Consider the following 19935-nt stretch of genomic DNA (forward strand, 5'->3'; position numbering starts at 1 on the left):
GTGCAACCGCAACACAATTCGGCGAGGCGGTTGACGCGGCCCGAAAGGCCCGTCAATCATCCCGGGAAGAACGGGCATCCGGCAAAATCGCGGGCTCCAACCAACAAGATCCGAAAGCAGGGAAGAAACGATGGAAAAAGCCGAAATCGGCCTGATCGGCCTTGGTACGATGGGCTCCAACCTGGCGCTGAACATCGCCGAGCACGGGCACCGCATTGCCGTCTTCAACCGCACCCGGGCACGCACCGACGCCTTCGTCGAGAATGCCGGCGCGCTGAAGAACATGGTTGTGCCCTGCTACAGCCTGGAAGAACTTGCCGCCGCGATCCGGCCGCCGCGCCCGATCATCATCATGGTGCTGGCCGGCAAACCGGTCGATGAACAGATCGAAGCCTTGCGCGGCGTGCTGTCCGGCAATGACATCGTCATCGATGCCGGCAACGCCAATTTCCGCGATACGATGCGGCGCTTCTCCGAACTGTCCGGCTCGGGCCTGACCTTCATCGGCATGGGCGTGTCCGGCGGCGAGGAGGGCGCGCGCCATGGCCCGTCGATCATGGTCGGCGGCACGGAGGATTCGTGGAAGCGGGTCGAAAAAGTGCTGACCGCCATCTCCGCCAAGTTCAAGGACGAACCCTGTGCCGCCTGGCTCGGCACCGATGGCGCCGGCCACTTCGTCAAGACGATCCACAACGGTATCGAATATGCCGACATGCAGATGATCGCCGAAATCTACGGCATTCTGCGCGATGGCCTGGGCATGGGCCCGAAGGACATCGGCGCGGTGTTCTCCAACTGGAACAAGGGCCGGCTGAACTCCTACCTGATCGAGATCACCGCCAAGGTGCTCGCCGCCGACGATCCCAAGACCGGCAAGCCGGTGGTCGACATCATCCTCGACCGCGCCGGCCAGAAGGGCACCGGCAAATGGTCGGTCATCGAGGCGCAGCAACTCGGCATTCCGGCGACCGCGATCGAGGCGGCCGTGGCGGCCCGTGTGCTGTCGTCGATCAAGGACGAGCGGCTGGCGGCCGAGAAAGCCTATGGCAACATCGGGGTATCGAAGATTTCCGGCGACAAGGATGCGCTGCTGAAAGATCTCGAACTGGCGCTGTTCGCCGGCAAGATCGCGGCTTATGCGCAGGGTTTCGCGGTGATGAGCGGCGCCTCGAAGGAGTTCAACTGGAACCTGCCGATGCCAACCATCGCCAGGATCTGGCGCGCCGGCTGCATCATCCGCTCGCAGATGCTGGATACGATGGCCGAGGCCTTCAGCAGCGGCGGCGCTTCGACCAATCTCTTGATGGCGCCCGCTTTCATCAGCTTGATGCAGGAAGCGCATCCGTCGCTGCGGCGTATCGTGGCGAGGGCTTCCGAGGCCGGTGCGCCGGTGCCGGCGCTGTCTTCCGCACTTGCCTATTTCGACAGCTATCGCCAGGGCCGCGGCACCTCGAACCTGATCCAGGCGCAGCGTGACTTCTTCGGCGCGCATGGCTTCGAACGCATCGGCGAGCAGGGTGCCTTCCACGGTCCGTGGGGCAGTGGCGCTGCCGGTTAGTCCGGGGTGCGATTGTAGGCCAGGACCTCGCCCGGCACGCTGAGACTTTGCAGGGAGCCGGGTGCGGCGCCGCTGATCCAACCGAGCACGGAGCGGGCGAGTTCGGAGCCCGCCAGCCGGAAGTTCTCATTGACGATCAGCAGTTCGGGCCGGAACAGATGCAAAAGGTCCGATGACTGCTTGGAGACGATGTCGACGTCGCGGCCAAGCTTGAGGCCGGCATCCTCGATGCCGGCGACGAGCGCAAGGGTGGCGGCGGCGGCGCTGCTGACAAAGCCGTCCGGCCTGATGTCGCGGCGCATCAACTGCGCGGTCCTCGTCCTGATCTGTTCGATCGAATGGTCGATCGATACGGTGCTGAACGGGATCTCGCTGGCGCCAACCTCGCTCAGCGCATCGGCAAAGCCGTTTACCGTATGGCCGTAATAGGTCAGTCCGACGGGTGGCGTCAGCAAAGCAAGCTTGCGGCGTCCCATGCTCGCAAGGCGCCGTACGGCTTCGACCGCGAAGGCGTGATTGTCGAAATCATGATAGGGGTGGACCAGCCCCATCTCGGTGCGGCCATGCGTGGCAAACGGAATGCCGCGCTCCAGCATGTAGCGGGCCCGGGGATCGTTCGGCTGCGTGCGTGAAATGATGACGCCGTCGGCCGAGCCGGTCTCGACCAGGTAGCGTATCGGGTCGAGCGGATCCTGCGAGCGCGAATAGGGCGTGACGATCAGATGGTAGGGCGTGTCGGCAATGACTTCCGAGACGCCGTAGATGATGTCGGAGACGAAACTCATGATCTCCTGCTCGGTGTTGAGCACGAGGCTGATGACATTGGTCTTGCCGGTTCTGAGCCTGACGCCGGCGCGGTTCGGGCGGTAGCCGATCTGCTTGGCGACGAGCTGGACGCGGCGCCTGGTTTCGGCGCCGATCTCAGGGGCATCCTTCAAGGCGCGCGACACTGTGGTGACGCCCAGCCCGGTCATGAAGGCAAGCGTCTTCAGCGTTGGCCGCTCCTGCGCCGACGCTTCCTCGTTCTTTTCCGTATTCCGTCTGTCCATTCGTCCCGCCCATCAGGCGCATAGCAGCCGCAGGCCGGGTCGGCAATCGCCGTGATTGGCGGCGTGGCATGATTTCAAGCCCGGCAATCCGTCAATATACTGAAACGTTACAGATTGCCAATTGCACCGCGCTGGCGAGCGAATTCGCAGGACGACATGGAGTCGCGAATTCCCTTGAGAATCCAGAGCGAAACGCCGTCTTGGCGACGCTCTTTGCCGGCTTTCACGAACCTTTTCCTATTTTGCACTGCAATTGCTCATATTGCGGCGCACAACGACAAGCTCGCTCGGCAGATTTTATTCGCGACTCGAAAAAATATCGAACGGTCTCCACGCCTGGGGTTGCGTCATCCACGCAATTGCCGTATCGAAAATCTGTAACGTTTCAGATTCTGGGAGGAACCGAAATGCGATACAAACTTTTGACCGCTGCCCTGGCGGCCACGGCAGCGCTGCAGTTCGCCGGCCCGGCCGCCGCGACGGACCTGGAAGTCACTCATTGGTGGACTTCCGGCGGCGAGGCGGCGGCGGTTGCGGAACTCGCCAAGGCATTCGACGCCACCGGCAACCACTGGGTCGACGGCGCCATTGCCGGCTCCGGCGGCACGGCACGGCCGATCATGATCAGCCGGATCACCGGCGGCGACCCGATGGGCGCCACCCAGTTCAATCACGGCCGGCAAGCGGAAGAACTGGTGCAGGCCGGCCTGATGCGCGACCTGACCGATGTCGCCACCAAGGGCAAGTGGACAGAGGTCGTACGACCGAAGAGCCTGCTCGACAGCTGCACCATCGGCGGCAAGATTTATTGCGTGCCCGTCAACATCCACTCCTGGCAGTGGCTGTGGCTCTCGAACGAGGCCTTCCAGAAGGCCGGCGTGCCGGTGCCAAAGGACTGGAATGAGTATGTGGCCGCCGCCCCGGCGCTCGAGAAGGCAGGCATCGTGCCGCTGGCAGTGGGCGGGCAGGCCTGGCAGTCGTCCGGCGCTTTCGACGTGCTGCTTGCAGCGGTCGGCGGCACCGACACCTTCCTCAAGGTCTACAAGGACAAGGACGCCAAGTTCGCAGCCGGCCCCGAAGTCGCCAAGGTGTTCAAGGCGGCCGACGATGCGCGCAAGATGGCCAAGAACACCAATGTGCAGGACTGGAACCAGGCCACCAACATGGTCATCACCGGCAAGGCCGGCGGCCAGATCATGGGTGACTGGGCGCAGGGCGAGTTCCAGGTTGCCGGCAAGACCGCCGGCAAGGACTATACCTGTCTTCCCGGCCTTGGCCTGAACGAGGTCATTGCCACGGGTGGTGATGCCTTCTATTTCCCGGTGCTCAAGGATGCCGACAAGTCAAAGGCGCAGGAAGTCCTGGCCGAAACCTTGCTCGATCCCAAGACCCAGGTCGCCTTCAATCTCAAGAAGGGCTCGCTGCCGGTGCGTGGCGACGTCGACCTTAACGCTGCCAATGACTGCATGAAGAAGGGTCTCGCCATCCTGGCCAAGGGTGCCGTGATCCCATGGACCGATCAGCTGCTTTCGCAAGACAGCCAGAAGCAGAAGGAGGACCTGTTCTCCGAATTCTTCGCCAAGCCCGAGATGACCGTGGAAGAGGCGCAGAAGCGCTTCGCCGACATCATCGCCACGGCGGACTGATACCGCCGGCAACTCCCTTCCTCCCGGTCCGGTGAACTCCAGGGCCGGGAGGGCGGGCTCTTACCCGATCCAGCATGGCTGCACCGATGAGCAAGAGCGAACGCCCGAGCCGACTGTTTCGCAATCTCAATGCGAAGGTCGCGTCGATCCCCATGATCCTCACCGCGCTGGTGGTATTCGTCGGCGGCACGGCGTGGACGGTGCTCTATTCCTTCACCAATTCGAAGCTGTTGCCGCGGCTGAATTTCGTCGGCCTCGACCAGTATTACCGGTTGTGGGCGACCCCGCGCTGGCTGATCTCGATCGAGAACCTGCTGATCTATGGTGTGATCTCGCTGGTTTTCTCGCTGGTGATCGGTTTCATCCTCGCTGCCCTGCTCGACCAGAAGATCCGTTTCGAGGATACGTTCCGTACCATCTTTCTCTATCCCTTCGCGCTTTCCTTCATCGTCACCGGCCTTGTCTGGCAATGGCTGCTCAATCCTGACTTCGGCATCCAGGGCGTGATACGAAACCTCGGCTGGACGAGCTTCGCTTTCGATCCGCTCTACAATTCCAGCATCGTCATCTACGGCATATCGATCGCCGCGCTCTGGCAGGGCACCGGGCTGATCATGTGCCTGATGCTGGCCGGCCTGCGCGGCATAGACGAGGATATCTGGAAGGCCGCGCGGGTGGACGGGATTCCGATGTGGAAGACCTATCTGTTCATCATCATCCCGATGATGCGACCGGTCTTCATCACCACGCTCGTCATCATCGCGTCCGGCATCGTCAAGGTCTACGACCTTGTCGTCGCCCAGACCAGCGGCGGACCCGGCATCGCCTCCGAAGTGCCGGCAAAGTATGTCTACGACTACATGTTTTTCGCCCAGAATCTCGGCCAGGGTTTCGCAGCCTCGACCATGATGCTGCTCTCGGTGATGATCGTCATCGTGCCGTGGGCCTATCTCGAATTCGGAGGCAGGAAGCGTGTCTGACCAAGCCGTTTCCCTGTCCGCGCCGTCCGGCGCCGTCCAAGCCGATGCCTCGGGACCGAGCGGACCGAAGCCGCGTCACATCTTCTCGCGCCGCAACATCTTCCTCTATGGCACGCTCATCGTGGCGGCGCTCTACTACCTCCTGCCGCTCTATGTGATGATCGTCACCTCGCTCAAGGGCATGCCGGAAATCCGCCTCGGCAACATCTTCTCGCCCCCGCTCGAGATCACTTTCGAGCCCTGGGTCAAGGCATGGTCGACGGCCTGCACCGGCCTTAACTGCGACGGACTTTCGCGCGGCTTCTGGAACTCCGTTCGTATCACCGTACCTTCGGTGATCCTGTCGATCGCGATCGCCTCGGTAAACGGCTATGCGCTGGCCAACTGGCGCTTCAAGGGCGCCGACACGTTCTTCATCATCCTGATCGTCGGTGCCTTCATCCCCTATCAGGTGATGATCTACCCGATCGTCATCATCCTGCGCGAGATCGGCCTCTATGGCAGCCTGAGCGGCCTGGTGATCGTCCATTCCATTTTCGGCATGCCGATCCTGACATTGCTGTTCCGCAACTATTTCACCTCCATGCCGGAGGAATTGTTCCGGGCAGCGCGTGTCGACGGGGCCGGTTTCTGGGGCATCTATCTGCGCATCATGCTGCCGATGTCGCTGCCGATCTTCGTCGTCGCCGTCATCCTGCAGGTGACAGGCATCTGGAACGACTTCCTGTTCGGCGTCGTCTACACGCGTCCCGACACCTATCCGATGACGGTTCAGCTCAACAACATCGTCAACTCCGTGCAGGGCGTGAAGGAATACAACGTCAATATGGCGGCGACCATCCTGACCGGGCTGGTGCCGCTCGTTATCTATTTCATTTCCGGCAGGCTTTTCGTGCGTGGCATCGCTGCCGGCGCGGTGAAAGGGTGATGATGGCTGAAATCGCGAACCCCAGCGTATCGATCCAGAACCTGTCGCTGAACTATGGTGCGGTGTCGGTCCTGCAGACACTCGACCTCGATATCGCCGAGGGCGAGTTCATCGTGCTCCTGGGACCCTCTGGCTGTGGCAAGTCGACCTTGCTCAACTGCATTGCCGGGCTGCTCGACATTTCGAAGGGCCGCATCTTCATCAAGGGGAAGAACGTCACCTGGGAAGAGCCCAAGGATCGCGGCATCGGCATGGTATTCCAGTCCTATGCGCTCTATCCGCAGATGACGGTGGAGAAGAACCTGTCCTTCGGCCTGCGCGTCGCGGGCCTGCCCAAGGACGAAATCGCCAAGCGCATCGCGCGCGCCGCGGAGATCTTGCAGATCGAACCGCTGCTGCAACGCAAGCCCTCCGCGCTGTCCGGCGGCCAGCGGCAGCGCGTGGCGATCGGGCGGGCGCTGGTGCGCGATGTCGATGTGTTCCTGTTCGACGAACCGCTGTCCAATCTTGACGCCAAGCTGCGATCCGAATTGCGCGTCGAAATCAAGCTGCTGCATCGCAGATTGCAGAACACCATGATCTACGTCACCCACGACCAGATCGAGGCGATGACCCTGGCCGACCGGATCGCGGTGATGAAGGGCGGGGTCATCCAACAGCTCGACGCGCCGCAAACGATCTACAACCGTCCGGTTAATCGCTTTGTCGCCGGATTCCTCGGTTCGCCGGCAATGAATTTCGTCGAGGGTCAACTTGCAGCTGGCGATGCCGCGGCGTTCACCGCCGACGGGGTTTCGATACCGCTCGACCGCTATGAGTTCGACAAGGATCGCGGCAGCGCGGGCAAGCCCTGTGTGTTCGGCATCAGGCCCGAGCACGTCGCCTTTGGAGATGCGGCCAAGGCCATGCCGTTCACCGCCGAGTCATCCGTCGAGATCGTCGAGCCGATGGGCTCCGACACGCTGGTGTGGACCAAGCTCGGCGGCCGCAATTTTTCCTTCCGCGTAGAGGCGGAAAAGACGCTGCGCACCGGCGATCCAATCCGGATCGGCTTTGACCCCGCCCGCGCCTCGCTGTTCGACACCCCATCCGGCAACCGCCTATAGCCCCCAAGCCCTCCTCCCAAGAACCCACCCTACCAAGCAGAACGGACAGAGACGATGAACTGGTCATTCCAACTTTACAGCGCCCGCAATTTTCAACCCTGGGAGGGCGTGCTCGCGACGCTCGGCAAGCTCGGCTACGCGCAAGTCGAAGGCTTCGGCGGCGTCTATGAAAATCCCAAGGCCTTCCGCGCGGAACTCGACAAGAACGGGCTTTCGATGCCGACCGGGCATTTCTCCATCGATGCGCTGGAGAAGGATTTCGACGGCGTGCGCAAAACGGCCGAAGCGCTGGGCATCAAGCTTCTGATCTGCCCCTATCTGATGGCCGAGGACAGGCCGTCCGACGCCGCCGGCTGGCGCGGCTTTGGCGAGCGCCTGGCCAAGGTCGGCGAGGTCGCCTCGAAAGCCGGCTACGGCTTTGCCTGGCACAACCATGATTTCGAGTTCAAGGCCCTTGCCGACGGTTCGGTGCCGCAGGATCACATCCTGTCTTCCGCTCCCGATATCGGCTGGGAGATGGACCTTGCCTGGGTGGTGCGCGGCGGCGCCGATCCGCTGCCCTGGATCGAAAGGCACGGCAAGCGCATCGTCGCCGTGCATGTAAAGGATATCGCCAGGCCGGGCGAAGGGCTGGACGAGGATGGTTGGTCGGACGTCGGCCACGGCACGATCGACTGGGCCAACCTGATCAAGGTGTTGCGGGCCAAGAGCGCTGCAAAATACTTTGTCATGGAGCAGGACAACCCCAACGACATCGAGCGCTTCGCCAGCCGCTCGATCGCATCCGTCAAGGCTTACTAGGAACAATCATCATGGCAAAGAAACTGGGTATTGGCGTCATCGGCTGCGGCAACATCTCGAAGGCGTATTTCTCGCTGGCGCCGCTGTTTCGCGGCATCGAGATGCGCGCTTGCGCCGACATCAACATGGACGCGGCCAGGGCGCGGGCGAAGGAGTTCAACCTGCGCGCCGAAGCCGTCGAGGATCTGCTCAAGGCCGACGACATCGACATCATCGTCAACCTGACGATACCGGCGGTGCATTACGAGGTGTCGAAACGCGTGCTCGATGCCGGCAAGCACGTCTATTCGGAAAAGCCGTTCGTGCTCTCGCTCGAAGAGGGCCAGGACCTCAAGGCGCGGGCTGAAAAGAAGGGGCTGCGCATCGGCTCGGCGCCCGACACGTTCCTCGGCGGCGCGCACCAGCTGGTGCGTGAGCTGATCGATGAGGGCAAGCTCGGCAAGATCACCAGCGGCACCTGCCATGTCATGGGTCACGGCATGGAGCATTGGCACCCCAATCCGGATTTCTTCTTCCAGCCGGGCGCCGGACCGGTGCTCGATATCGGACCGTATTACATCACCAATCTGATCCAGCTGATCGGGCCGGTAAAACAGGTGGCGGCCTTTGCGACAACCCCGGCCAAGGAGCGGACGATTTCATCGAAACCGCGTGCGGGCGAAAAAATCCCGGTCAACACGCCGACGACGATCCATGGCCTGCTGGAATTCGAGAATGGCGCCGTGGTGACGTTGAACACCAGCTGGGACGTCTGGGCTCACGGCCACGCGCCGATGGAACTCTATGGCGAAGCCGGCACGGTGTTCGTGCCGGATCCGAATTTCTTCGGCGGCGACGTGCGCTTCACCGAAGACGGCAAGCCGGTCAAGAAGCTGCCGAAATGGAAGCACCCGCTTGGCGTGCCCAACGAAATGCACGGCCAGGGCATGATGGCCAACTACCGCACGGCGGGTCTCGCCGACATGGCATTGGCAATAGTCGAGGGCCGGCCGCATCGTTGCTCGATGGAGCTGGCGCTGCATGCCGTCGATGTCATGACCGGCATCCTGCGTTCCGGCGAAACTGGCAAGTTCGTGGCCATGCAGACCACTTGCGAGCGGCCGGCGGCACTTGGCGTCAAGGCGGCCAAGGAACTGCTGGCGAAGAAGTAGGCGCAAGGATTATCGATAATTTTGAGTTGTCCCTCTCCCCGTTCGGCCGGGGAGAGGGTAAAAGGGCGCCGGGCCGTCTCACCGCCTTTGCGATGAAGCTGCCCGGTCTGTTCAGTTTCGAGGATCTTTTCCCATGCCCTATGTCGCTGCCGAAAATCGCTACGAAAAAATGATCTACAACCGCTGCGGGCGCTCCGGCCTCAAGCTGCCGGCGATCTCGCTCGGCCTGTGGCACAATTTCGGCAATGACACGCCGCACAAGACCAAGCAGGCGATCGTGCGCAAGGCGTTCGATCTCGGCATCACCCATTTCGACCTCGCCAACAATTACGGACCGCCGCCCGGCTCGGCCGAGACCGCTTTCGGCGAGATCCTGCGCACCGATTTTTCCGCCTATCGCGACGAGCTGATCATCTCGACCAAGGCCGGCTACGAAATGTGGGCCGGCCCTTACGGTGAATGGGGCGGGCGCAAATACATGCTGGCCAGCCTCGATCAGAGCCTGAAGCGGATGGGGCTCGACTATGTCGACATCTTCTACTCGCACCGCTTCGATCCCGACACGCCGCTGGAGGAAACCATGGGGGCGCTCGACCATGCGGTGCGCTCGGGCAAGGCGCTCTATGCCGGCATCTCGTCCTACAACTCGCAGCGCACCCGCGAAGCCGCCGACATCCTCAAGCGGCTCGGCACGCCCTGCATCATCCACCAGCCGAGCTATTCGATGCTGAACCGCTGGGTCGAGGAAGACGGCCTGCTCGACACGCTGGAGGGGCTCGGCGTCGGCTCGATCGTGTTCTCGCCGCTGGCCCAGGGCATGCTCACCGACAAATATCTTGGCGGCATCCCTGAAGGTAGCCGCGCCTCCCAGGGCAAGTCGCTGAAGTCGGCCTTCATCAACGACCGCACCATCGCCAACATCAAGGCGCTCAACGCCATCGCCGGCAAGCGCGGCCAGACGCTGGCGCAGATGGCGCTGGCCTGGGTGCTGCGCAAGGGCAAGGTGACGTCGGCGCTGATCGGCGCCAGCCGGCCGGAGCAGGTCGAGGACTGCGTCGGCGCCCTGAAAGTGCTCGACTTCAGCGATGCCGAATTGGCCGAAATCGATAGCTACGCGCGCGAATCCGACATCAACCTGTGGGCAGCCTCCGCCGAGCGCAAAGGCCCGCCGAGGAAATAGAGCTGTCGGACAAACCGGCAAATGAAAACGGCCCGGCAAATGAAAACGGCGGGAATCTCTCCCGCCGTTTTCACGACAAGCAAAATGTCGGGCAAAATGGCCAGGCCTTCAGGGCGTCTTCGGCTTCTGCGCGGTGCCCAGCCCGGCTTTCGGCTTTTCCGGCGCGGGAGCAAGGGTCTTCATCTTCGTCTCGATCCAGCCGCCGTAGTTGGCCAGCCGCGTGTAGATGCCATAGGCGTCCTTGTGGCCGCAGGCCGCACTGCCGTCGGCGGGACCTTCGCCCCAGCTGACGACGCCGACCTGAACCGGGCCGTCGGCGCCGGTCATGAACAGCGGGCCGCCGCTGTCGCCATTGCAGGCATCGCGCACACCGCTGGTGGTGCCGGCGCAGATCATGTTGCCGGTCAGCGGGTCGGTCATATCGGCGGCAATCGCATTGGCGGCCGCATCGATGCCCTTTTCCGAATAGCGCATGCGGTGGGACAGATCGCCTAGTGCCGCCTTCAAATCATGCGCATAGATGGCCTTGATGCCGGTGTTGCAGGCGCTGTTCGGCTGCAGATCGAGGTCGGCGACCATCAGCGTTGTCGGGAACGTTCCGTCCTGCATCTTGCCCCAGCCGGTGACGGTGGTCTTGCCGGTGTCGGGTGTCGCCTCGCGGGTAAGCTTGATGGTCGGCGCATCGGCCGGCTCGGCAAGCCGGAGCAGGCCGAGGTCGTTGTCGAGCGTCTGCTCGCTGTAGCCTTCGTTGACGATAACCTCCACCACCTTGTGGCGCTTGCCTTCGCTGAGGTCGGTGGCGCCGGTCAGCACGGTCACTGAATCCGGCGAGATCGGCCGACCCTTGTCATTGAGGCAGTGCGCCGCCGTCAGCACCCATTGCGGGGCGATCAGGCTGCCGCCGCAGAATTGCGCATTGGCCTGCGAGGCCGGGTTCTCGTCCAGCCTGGCGGTGGTGAGCAGCGCGACCTGGAACGGATAGGCGCCCTTTTCGGCCTGGTTGCCGCCATAGACCCGGTCGGCGCCGTCAGGGTTCTCGGCGGCCGCCTTGGCCCTGGCCTCGGTCACCCGCTGCATCGGCGAGACCGCCGCTTCGGGCCTTGCGGTGCTTTCATCCGCCCGGCCTTGGTTGATCGATACGAAGGCAGCGGCAATACCAAGCAGCGATGCGGCAACGATTGGCCCGAACCGATTTGTGATGTGCACCTGAACCTCCTCAGACAGTTCTCCCGCGCGGATCGGACGCAGGGCATTTGTGCAAGGAGGTGTTGCCGGTTCAGCGACCCGCACGCGTGCCGTATCGAAATGGCCCGCGATCAGTCACGAAACCGAATCCCACTTTTGCTAACCGTGCCCGCGAGCAGAACCCGCACAAAATCCTATAGCCCCCCACGGGCTACGTGGAAGCGATTTGTCATTGCCAATCTTGGATTATTTTAGGCAGTATACCGTTGCAGAGTTTTTTTGGCGGGGGCCTTGAAAATGACAGCCTAGAACAACGCTCGCGGGGAATGCCGGCGGGTAGACTCATTTTTCGGCGTCACCACGATCTCGACAATATTTCTGTATTTTGATCCAGTCCTTGCTGACTTTTGGGAGAGTCTCACCATGACAAAACTGACAAACGCACTCTTTGCGTTCGCTTTGCTTTCCACCGCAATGTGGACGGTCCCGGTTTTCGCCGCCGACCCTGGGTCCGCCAGTGCCGGCAATGGCGAAAGCATGCGGGACGTTACTTCGGGCGACTTCAAGGCGGGCCGAGCAAAACCGATGACGACACCACAGCTTACTGATGAAGACAGCCGCGCCGCGCCGCTCGCCGACGAGAAGGCGGCTGTCAAATCCTATGGCATCGTCGGGCGTTCCGCCGATGGCAAGGAGATCAAGATCGAACCAAGCGAAGCGCTGCGCGAGCTCATCATCAAGGAACTGAACGCGCCGGCCAATGGCGCGGACGGGGCTGAGCGCAAGACCGAGGACCCCGGGCTCGGCGAAGGTGAGGCCGGGCGCCAGGTTTTCGGCCCCGATGATCGCGAGCAGGTCAAGAACACCAAGACCTACCCGTTCTCGGCCATTGGCTATCTGGAAGCCAAATCGACGAAGACGGGCAGCTATGGCAGCTGTTCTGCAACGCTGATCGGCCCGCGCACGGTGCTCACCGCGGCGCATTGCCTCTACAGCCATGAGGACAAGGACTGGCTCTCCGAGTATCTGTTCGTGCCAGGCCTCAACGGCAGCACTGCCGACGACGCACCGTTCGGCGCCTTCACCTATGAAAGCGCCTATGTGCTGCAGGGCTTCATCGACAACTACCAGGGCTATTACGGCTCGGTGATCCCGTGGGATCTCGGCATCATCACGCTGAAGCAGGATGTCGGCACCAACCTCGGCTGGCTGGGTTACGCCAATTATGACGATCTCGGCGACTTCACCGCCAACCTCGTCGGCTATCCCGGCGACAAGCCGATGGGCACGATGTGGAAGGCCAACTGCGAAGTGCATGCCGAGAACATCGCTCCGGAATATTTCCAGTATGACTGCGATACGTTCCCGGGATCGAGCGGCAGCTCGGTCTATGCCTACGACACCAAGTCCAAGCAGCGCATCATCACCGGCGTCAACGTGGCGGAAAGCCCCGACGCGAACACCGCCGTGCGCCTGAACGCCGCCAACGTCCAGTGGATCAACAGCCTGTACAAATAGGCGCTGCGCGCTCGCAGTGAAGACAAGGCGGCGGGTCAATCCTGCCGCCTTTTTCGTGCCGTTTCTTCCGCATGGCTTCCCTTGCACGAGGCCGGCGCCCCGACTACGCTTGGCTTGCCAGGGGCGAGGCGTCCAGGGGGCTCAAGGGATGGGGCGGACAAGGGCAGTGTTCGGGATCGCGGCCGCAGCGATGCTGGGCGCGATGATGCTTTCACCGGCTTTTGCCGATCCCGCCGCTGTCGGCGGCGCCTGGGCGGAGCGCGTGCAGATCCTCTATCAGGCCGACACACGCTCGGTGCTGCGCAGGGCCGTGCGTGTCTGGGATTTCCATCCCGAGAAGAACCTCGACTTCGTCTGGGAGCCGGCGGTGGGCCAGTCGCCCGACAAGACGATCGCCGAGGACGGCACCGTCAACGGCAAGGGCAGGCTGGTGTGGCGGGTGCGCGGCTCCGCCAGCTATGATCCGAAGACGGTCTACTCCAGCTATTTCGGCGATGTCAGGAACGGCCGGCCCGACGGGCAAGGCAGGCTCGAACTGCGCTCGGGCGAGGTTTTCGAGGGGCATTGGCTTGGCGGAGAACTCAACGGCAAGGGTATCCATATCGATGCCGACGGCAACCGCTATGAGGGGCAGTTCGTTGACGGTATTGCGAATGGCGAGGGCCGGTTGCTGTCGAAGGCAGGCGAGATCTTTGCCGGCTCTTTTGTCGGCGGATTGAAGAATGGCAAGGGCACCACGCGGCTCGCCGGCGGCACGGTCTATGAATCGCAATGGGTGATGGGCAAGGAGGTCGGCGGCACGCGTCCCGACGTTCTGGCCGATGCCAGGGTCGGAGGCCTGCTCAAGGCGCAGTCCGGCGGCGGCGATGCCGACAAGGTCGAGATCGGCGTCATCGTCGACCAGCGCATGACCCAGCAGGCCGACATGAAATACCAGCACCTGGTGCGCGACGAGGACATCGCGATCTATCCGGAAGACAGCCTCTACAACGACGCCTGGAACGGCACCGGCACGGTCAACACCACAAATGTCTATGAAGGTGCGGACTGGGAGGAGACGCCGGCCTTTGCCGAGGTCGACCTGAAGACGACGGACGAGTCCAGGGTCAAGCTCGACAGGCTGGAAATGAAAGTCGCCGCCAGCGACGCCTACCGCAAACCGATGCTGTCGATCTCGGAGCATTTCGGCTGCATCGGCTTTCGGCCCGATTTCTCGATCGTCAACAATGGCTGGGGCGACGCCAAGGGCATGAAGATGTCGATCCAGTTCACCACGGTGGACGACGAAGGCAATCCGACCGGCCAACCAAGCCGCATGTTCACCAAGGATATCGGCGGTTTCGGCGATGGCGTCGACGTGTCGATCAAGAGCGTGCTGGACGAGGCCGGCGTCGATACCGCGAGCCTTGAGACCGGGCGTTTCCCCTGTCCCTCGGTCGACAGCCTCAATGTCTGCCGCAGCCAGTTCACCAACAAGATCAAGTTCGGCGAGGTCGGCGACTATCTCGGCAATTTCAACCAGGCGATGACGCTGAACGCGATCGGCAAGTTTGACTATTCATGGGCGGACGATCAGGGCAATGTCTACCAGCAGAGCGAGCCGTTCCGCGCCCAGATGACCATGGCGGTCTTCGAGACTCCGGAATCGATGGCCGAATGCGGCGATGGCGGTGGCGGCAGCCCGGAAGCGATGCGCTACCAGAACATAGAATTCCCGATCGGCAAGCACGACTACTCGATCGCCATGCCGGTGCGCGGCAACAAGAATGTCAGCGCCTATACGGCGCGGCTGAAGATGTGGTCGGCGATGTCGTCGATCCACAGTTTCAGCATCGCCGCGCATTTTGCCGACGGCAGCGTGCGCGAGAGCAAGCCGGTGACCTTCTTCTATTTCCGGCCGAAGCAGTCGCTGTTCGAGACCAAGACCGAGCCGGCGGCGTGCTACCTGCCGCGCCAGATGACCGGCTGCGGCTAAGGCATGTCAATATTCAGGTGAGGCCGTTTTCGACTGGGCCTGACCTGAATCTCAACACACCTTCCCGTCGAAAAACGGCAGTTGCCTACTTTCGACCCATCTCGAAATAGTTGGACAATGGGATGAGCCTGATGAAGATCGTGCCCTGGGGAAAGACACGCAGTTCCAGCATCGAACCTGAGGAGCGTTGCGCATTCTGGTCGAACAGGAAATTGCCGAGCGAGTAGACTTCCGCCACATCGCCGCCGGCGAGCGGGACGATCGCCTCGCTCGACACATGCGGATGGCCGCCGACAATGGCCGAGACGCCGCGCAATCGCATCTCATCGGCAAGCATCTCTTCGCGCGCCGACGGTTCGGTCTTGTACTCGCGGCCCCAATGGACGAAGGCGACCACCGGGCGCTGCGCATTCTCGTGCAGCAGCCGGTCGAGCAAGGCGGGGGTGAGCAGGTCGGTGTTCTTCGAACCGTTGGTGTCGATGTCGGTCAGGCCGACAAGGTCGAGATCGGCAAGCGCCAGCGTCTCACCATGGCCGAAATGTGGGATGCCGGCTTCGTCGAGTGCGCGCACCGTCTCGGCATAGCCGGACGAGCCGAGATCAGAAGCGTGGTTGTTGGCGAGGCTGACGCCGGCGACGTGCAGCCGTTTCAGCATGCTGGCGGCGAGGTCTTCCGGCATGGCCAGCGTCATGCCGTCGATCGCTTCCGGTACGTTGGGCAGGATGACGCCTTCGAGATTGACGATCAGCGGCCGCGCTCCGGTCAGTGAAACGATGCTGTCGACGATCTTGTCGGCCACGCCGTCGCGGACCAGGATCTTCTTCATGGCGCGACCGAAATTCACGTCGCCGGCGAGATAGTAGATCCGGTCCTTTGGCCGCGCGGGGTTGTTGAAACCGGGACCGAAGGCGCCGAACAGCGCCACGACATAGCTGGTGGTGCGCTCGACATAGTCGGACGTGTGTTCCTGCGAGTTCTCGTTGGCTACGACCAGCGGCTGGGCGCCGAACAGTTCGCGCTGCAGCCGGGTCTGGATGTAGAGCGCGCCGACGGAATCGGCATGACCGGGCTGGCGAAGGGCTGCGATGCCGTCGAGGGAGCCGGCGGCCAGCATATTCAGCGTCTGCTGGTCGAAGCGCCTGGAATCATGCTGCGGCAGATAGTGCGAGAAGTCGGAGGATTCGACGATCAGCGTGTCATGGTCGACAATCGGTTTCAGCGCCTCGGCCAGCCTGTCCCAGTCGCCGCGCTTCGCCTTCACCGACATCGCCACCGGCACGATCTTCGCCCCTGGGAAATAGTGGTGCAGGAAGGGCAGCATGGCGCGCACGCCATGTTCCTTGTCGAACAGGCAGGATTCCTCGACCATGTCGCCGTGGGCTTCGAGAAGGCGCACGGCATCGCTGTCGGCCGCCACCGGGCCAAGCACGGTGTCGAAGCCGCGCGCCGTGGTGGCGTAGAGCTTGTTCGTCTTGTGGAAATGGTCCGGAGACAGGATGACGATGCGCTTGTAGCGGAAACCCGACGCTGCCCTGAAGCCGAGTGCCACGAGGTCGGCGGCCAGCAGGTGATGCGGCACCGTGATGCCGGTCAGCCGCTGGTTGGAGGGCTGGACAGTGGCGACGCTGGCGATGGCGTCCTTGAACAGCGTGGCGTCGTCGTAAAACGGCGGGAAGTTTTCGGTACCGGGCGGGCAGACGGTCGGGGCGGCGAAGGCGGAGAAAGGGAGGAGGGCGAGGAGGATGATTGCCGATATTCGTTGAATGGTAGCGCCCAGTGCACCCCCCTCTGTCCTGCCGGACAGTCCGGCAGGACAGAGGGGGGTGCCTTGGCGCAGAGGCTTGAGCGTCACGGCTCGGCCAACACGATGTTCTCCACGCCGCCGACATAATAGAACGGTTTCTGCTTCGACGCGGTCAGCCGAACCACTTCGTGCGAGATGAAATCGGCGAGCCCGAACAGCGTGACGCCGCCATCCGAGGTCTTCGCCTTGCCGCGCAGGCCTTCGAGGACCGAATAGGTGAAGACGCCGTGGCCGAGCTCCGGCAATTCGGCGGCGCTGTTGTTGGCCGCGGTCGCCGAAAACACGACGATGCGCGCGTCCTGCGCGTCCTTTTCCAGGCGCGGATTGAAGGCGTTGGCGGCGTGGCAGGTGTCGAGCAGCATGAAGCGCATTCCCTTGGCCCGCTCGACCGATTTCTGGATGTCACCCCAGTCGACGAGCGAAGAGCGCTTCCAGCGATCGGCATCCTGTTTGCGGCCGTCCGTCGGGATGAAATAGTAGTCCTCGTCGATGTTGATGCCATGGCCGGCGACGAAGATGATGGTGGTGTCGTGCTCGCCAGGCCTGTCGAGGAAATCGGCAAGCTGGTCGTCGATCGTGTGCGAGTCCGGCTCCATGATGTTGTCGGCGCTGGCGACGGTGTAGGTCTGTTGCGCCTTGTCTGGGCTCTCGTCGAGCGCCTCGCGATTGACCAGAACCAGCGTCTCCATCGATGAGAACAAGGGCGCCGACTTCTGTGCAACCACCTTGAGGAATTCGGTGGCGTCGTCGACGGGGTAGCGCAAATCGCAGGGATGGCCGGAACAGGCGTCGGTCAGGAACGGATATTTGTCGACGCCGATCACCGCGACATAGAGCTTGCCCTTGGCCTCGGCCTTCTCGGTCTTCCTCGCCAGCGCCGTCACGCTGCGCTCGGTCAGATAGCCGAATTCGTTGGTGCCGGTGATGCGGATGATGTTCTGGCCATCCTCGACCGGTACCTCGACTGTTGTCTTGTTGCCGTCGACCGAACGCGTGGCGATGTCGCCGACATAGCGGCTGTTCGACAGGATCGAGTAGCCGGCGACACCGGTTCCGGCTTCCTTGGCGCCCGTGATCTCGACGGCGACATAACCGCCGCGGACCTTGCTCTGGTCGTCGGCGAGGCGGATGCCGAATTCCGGTGGCTTGCGCTGCAAGAGCTTCTGCAACTCGTTGTCCACGCCCGGCCGCATCTCCTGGACTGCCTGTTTGGCGCTGCGCAGGATTATGGCGCGGCGCACCATTTCCGGGCTCCAGAGGTACTTCTTCAACTGGCCGGCGCGGATGAAGCGGCCTTCATGGTCACGGCCCTGGTTGACGTGCCAGCCGATCAGCTTGTCGCCCTCATCGGAGGAATAATAGTAGCCCTGCGGCATCCAGGCGATCCATTGCGAACCGGCAAAGAACATCGACACGATCAGCTCGTGCGTCTTCAGGTTCCACAGCCTCACGGTCTGGTCGGCGCTGCCGGTGACAAGCAGGCCGGCTTTCTCCGAGGCGGCCATGGCGTTGATTTCGCCGGTGTGGCCGGTGAATTCGCCGGAGACCCTGGCGGTCGCGGCCTTGTATTCCAGCAGCGTGCCGTCACTGCCGCCGGTGATCAGGCCAAGCCCATTGTCGATCAGCGTGAAAGCCGAATGGACAAAGCCGTTGGTGGCATCGTTCTCGATCGAGCGCACCACCTTGCCGCCATTGGCGATCTCCAGCACCGCGTTTTCCAGCGCGTCCTTGCCGCCCACTGTGGCGTGCAGCGACCACTTCCCATCGGTCAGCGCGGCGCGGGCAAACGAGCCGAGCTCGGTCAGCGGCTGCGGGTCGTCGAAGAACCGCTCGGCGGTGGGCAGTTCCAGCCTCTTGTCCAGCGCGCCCAGCCGTTCGGGGCAAGCCACGCGCTCGGGGCAGGGGTTCGCATTGCCCCAGGCGATGATGCCGTTCGCCGCGTCGATGCCGATCGCGGTCACCGGTGCGCCCACCCCTTGGAGCAGGGCCTTGCGTTCGCCGGTCGCCGGATCCCAGACCTGGATGGCGTTGCGGGTGCCGCCGGCGGTCGCCACCAGCGAGCCGTCGGCATTGGCGGCGCTGGCATAGACCGTGCCGTCATGGCCGCTGTAGTCGAGCAGCTTCTCGCCGGTGTCGGTGTTCCAGACGATGGAGCGGTGCTTGTCGGCGCAGCGATAGCCGCAGGAGGCGACCAGCCGTGATCCCTTGGCGAAGGTCAGCGAGCCGATAAGAAAATCCTGCTTCGGCATGGCGTGCGCCAGCGTGCCGTCGGCGGCGCGCCAGAGCTGGACCTGGCCGTCCTTGCTGCCGGTGGCAAACAGGCTGCCGTCCTGCGAGGTCGCCAGCGCCAGGACGCTGACGTCCCGCAAAGGCTCGGTCTCTGCCGGCAAGGCGATCTCGTCGCCCTTGGCGACATCCCACAGCCGGATGCCATTGTCGGTTGTCGTCGCCGCCAGCCGGGTTCCCGCGGCGGCGAAAGCCAGCTTGTCGATGTGCCAGGAATCGGCGTCGAGCTTCTTGTCCAGCGTCCAGCCGGTCGCTGATTTGTCGTCGAGCCGCCAGAGATAGACCATGCCGTCGCCACCCCCGGCAGCCAGTGTCTTGCCATCCGGCGAGAAGGCGAGGTCGTAGGTCGCGTAGTCGGCGGCCTTGAGCACGGCCTTCATCTTGCCGGTGGCGAAGTCAAACAGCCTGATGTCGCCATAGGGCGGCTTGTCGCCGAGACCGGCGCCGAAATAGCCTCCGGCGGCGATCGTCCTGCCATCCGGCGAGACCGCGATGGCGAAAATCTTGCCGTCGCTGCCATTGCCGAGATAGCCGCGAATGGTGCGCAGCGTCACGCCGCTCTGCCAGTCCCAGATGCGGATGGTCTTGTCATCGGATGCCGAGACAACGTCCTCGCCGTCGGGTGTGAAGGCAAGATCGGCAATCCGGGCGGTATGGCCGCCGGTGTCGATGTCGAGGTGGAAACCCGGCGCGTCCTCGGCGCGGGCGGCCGAGGCCGTGACCAAAACTCCAGCCATGGCCAGCCACCGGCAGGCATGCATGAGGCGC

General features: G+C 62.9%; 14 protein-coding genes. 10 read left to right on the forward strand and 4 right to left on the reverse strand.

Annotation, left to right across the window (positions count from 1 at the left end; genetic code table 11):
• The first annotated feature begins 130 nt into the window (after positions 1–130).
• Positions 131–1558: an NADP-dependent phosphogluconate dehydrogenase gene (gndA, locus tag CK226_RS17370; protein WP_095792574.1), complete on the forward strand. Its 1428-nt coding sequence runs from the start codon at positions 131–133 to the stop codon at positions 1556–1558.
• Here gndA and CK226_RS17375 read toward each other — a convergent pair.
• Positions 1555–2607, reverse strand: a complete 1053-nt coding sequence (locus CK226_RS17375; RefSeq protein WP_095792575.1) for a LacI family DNA-binding transcriptional regulator — start codon at positions 2605–2607, stop codon at positions 1555–1557. The two genes, gndA and CK226_RS17375, sit on opposite strands and share 4 nt — an antisense overlap.
• A 407-nt stretch (positions 2608–3014) precedes the next feature.
• On the opposite strand from CK226_RS17375, the gene CK226_RS17380 reads away from it, so the two are divergent.
• The 7 genes from CK226_RS17380 to mgrA all read left to right on the forward strand — a co-directional run bounded on the left by CK226_RS17380 (position 3015) and on the right by mgrA (position 10399).
• Positions 3015–4253 (forward strand): ABC transporter substrate-binding protein, encoded by a 1239-nt coding sequence (locus CK226_RS17380; protein ID WP_095787095.1) that lies wholly within the window; start codon positions 3015–3017, stop codon positions 4251–4253.
• Between the two features lie 86 nt (positions 4254–4339).
• On the forward strand, positions 4340–5233 hold the full coding sequence (locus tag CK226_RS17385; protein WP_027047408.1) for a sugar ABC transporter permease: 894 nt from the start codon (positions 4340–4342) through the stop codon (positions 5231–5233).
• A complete protein-coding gene (locus tag CK226_RS17390; RefSeq protein ID WP_095772441.1) occupies positions 5226–6161 on the forward strand; it encodes a carbohydrate ABC transporter permease in 936 nt (311 codons plus the stop codon). The genes CK226_RS17385 and CK226_RS17390 overlap by 8 nt, the downstream gene beginning before the upstream one ends.
• Positions 6162–6163: 2 nt before the next feature.
• Positions 6164–7267, forward strand: a complete 1104-nt coding sequence (ugpC, locus tag CK226_RS17395) for a sn-glycerol-3-phosphate ABC transporter ATP-binding protein UgpC (RefSeq protein WP_095772717.1) — start codon at positions 6164–6166, stop codon at positions 7265–7267.
• 54 nt (positions 7268–7321) lie between these two features.
• Positions 7322–8068 (forward strand): sugar phosphate isomerase/epimerase, encoded by a 747-nt coding sequence (locus CK226_RS17400; RefSeq protein ID WP_095787094.1) that lies wholly within the window; start codon positions 7322–7324, stop codon positions 8066–8068.
• Positions 8069–8079: 11 nt separating this feature from the next.
• A complete protein-coding gene (locus tag CK226_RS17405) occupies positions 8080–9219 on the forward strand; it encodes a Gfo/Idh/MocA family oxidoreductase (protein WP_095772443.1) in 1140 nt (379 codons plus the stop codon).
• A 133-nt stretch (positions 9220–9352) separates the two neighbouring features.
• On the forward strand, positions 9353–10399 hold the full coding sequence (gene mgrA, locus CK226_RS17410) for an L-glyceraldehyde 3-phosphate reductase (protein WP_095792576.1): 1047 nt from the start codon (positions 9353–9355) through the stop codon (positions 10397–10399).
• A gap of 108 nt (positions 10400–10507) precedes the next feature.
• On the opposite strand, the gene CK226_RS17415 is transcribed toward mgrA, so the two are convergent.
• Positions 10508–11605: a trypsin-like serine protease gene (locus CK226_RS17415; protein WP_095792577.1), complete on the reverse strand. Its 1098-nt coding sequence runs from the start codon at positions 11603–11605 to the stop codon at positions 10508–10510.
• 402 nt (positions 11606–12007) lie between these two features.
• Between CK226_RS17415 and CK226_RS17420 the strand changes: the two genes are divergently transcribed.
• Together CK226_RS17420 and CK226_RS17425 are read left to right on the forward strand one after the other, a co-directional pair.
• A complete protein-coding gene (locus CK226_RS17420) occupies positions 12008–13102 on the forward strand; it encodes a serine protease (protein WP_095792578.1) in 1095 nt (364 codons plus the stop codon).
• Positions 13103–13268: 166 nt separating this feature from the next.
• Positions 13269–15077, forward strand: coding sequence for a hypothetical protein (locus CK226_RS17425; RefSeq protein WP_245437768.1), 1809 nt, complete (start codon positions 13269–13271; stop codon positions 15075–15077).
• A gap of 85 nt (positions 15078–15162) precedes the next feature.
• Here the strand turns inward: CK226_RS17425 and amrB are convergent, their stop codons facing one another.
• Both amrB and CK226_RS17435 read right to left on the reverse strand, forming a co-directional pair.
• Entirely contained in the window at positions 15163–16929 is a 1767-nt protein-coding gene (amrB, locus tag CK226_RS17430; protein ID WP_245437769.1) for an AmmeMemoRadiSam system protein B, read from the reverse strand.
• Positions 16926–19904 (reverse strand): caspase family protein, encoded by a 2979-nt coding sequence (locus CK226_RS17435; protein WP_245437770.1) that lies wholly within the window; start codon positions 19902–19904, stop codon positions 16926–16928. The genes amrB and CK226_RS17435 overlap by 4 nt, the downstream gene beginning before the upstream one ends.
• Between the last annotated feature and the right edge of the window lie 31 nt (positions 19905–19935).

The organism is Mesorhizobium sp. WSM4311, assembly GCF_002295115.1.
In the GTDB taxonomy this organism is placed as follows: Bacteria; Pseudomonadota; Alphaproteobacteria; order Rhizobiales; family Rhizobiaceae; genus Mesorhizobium.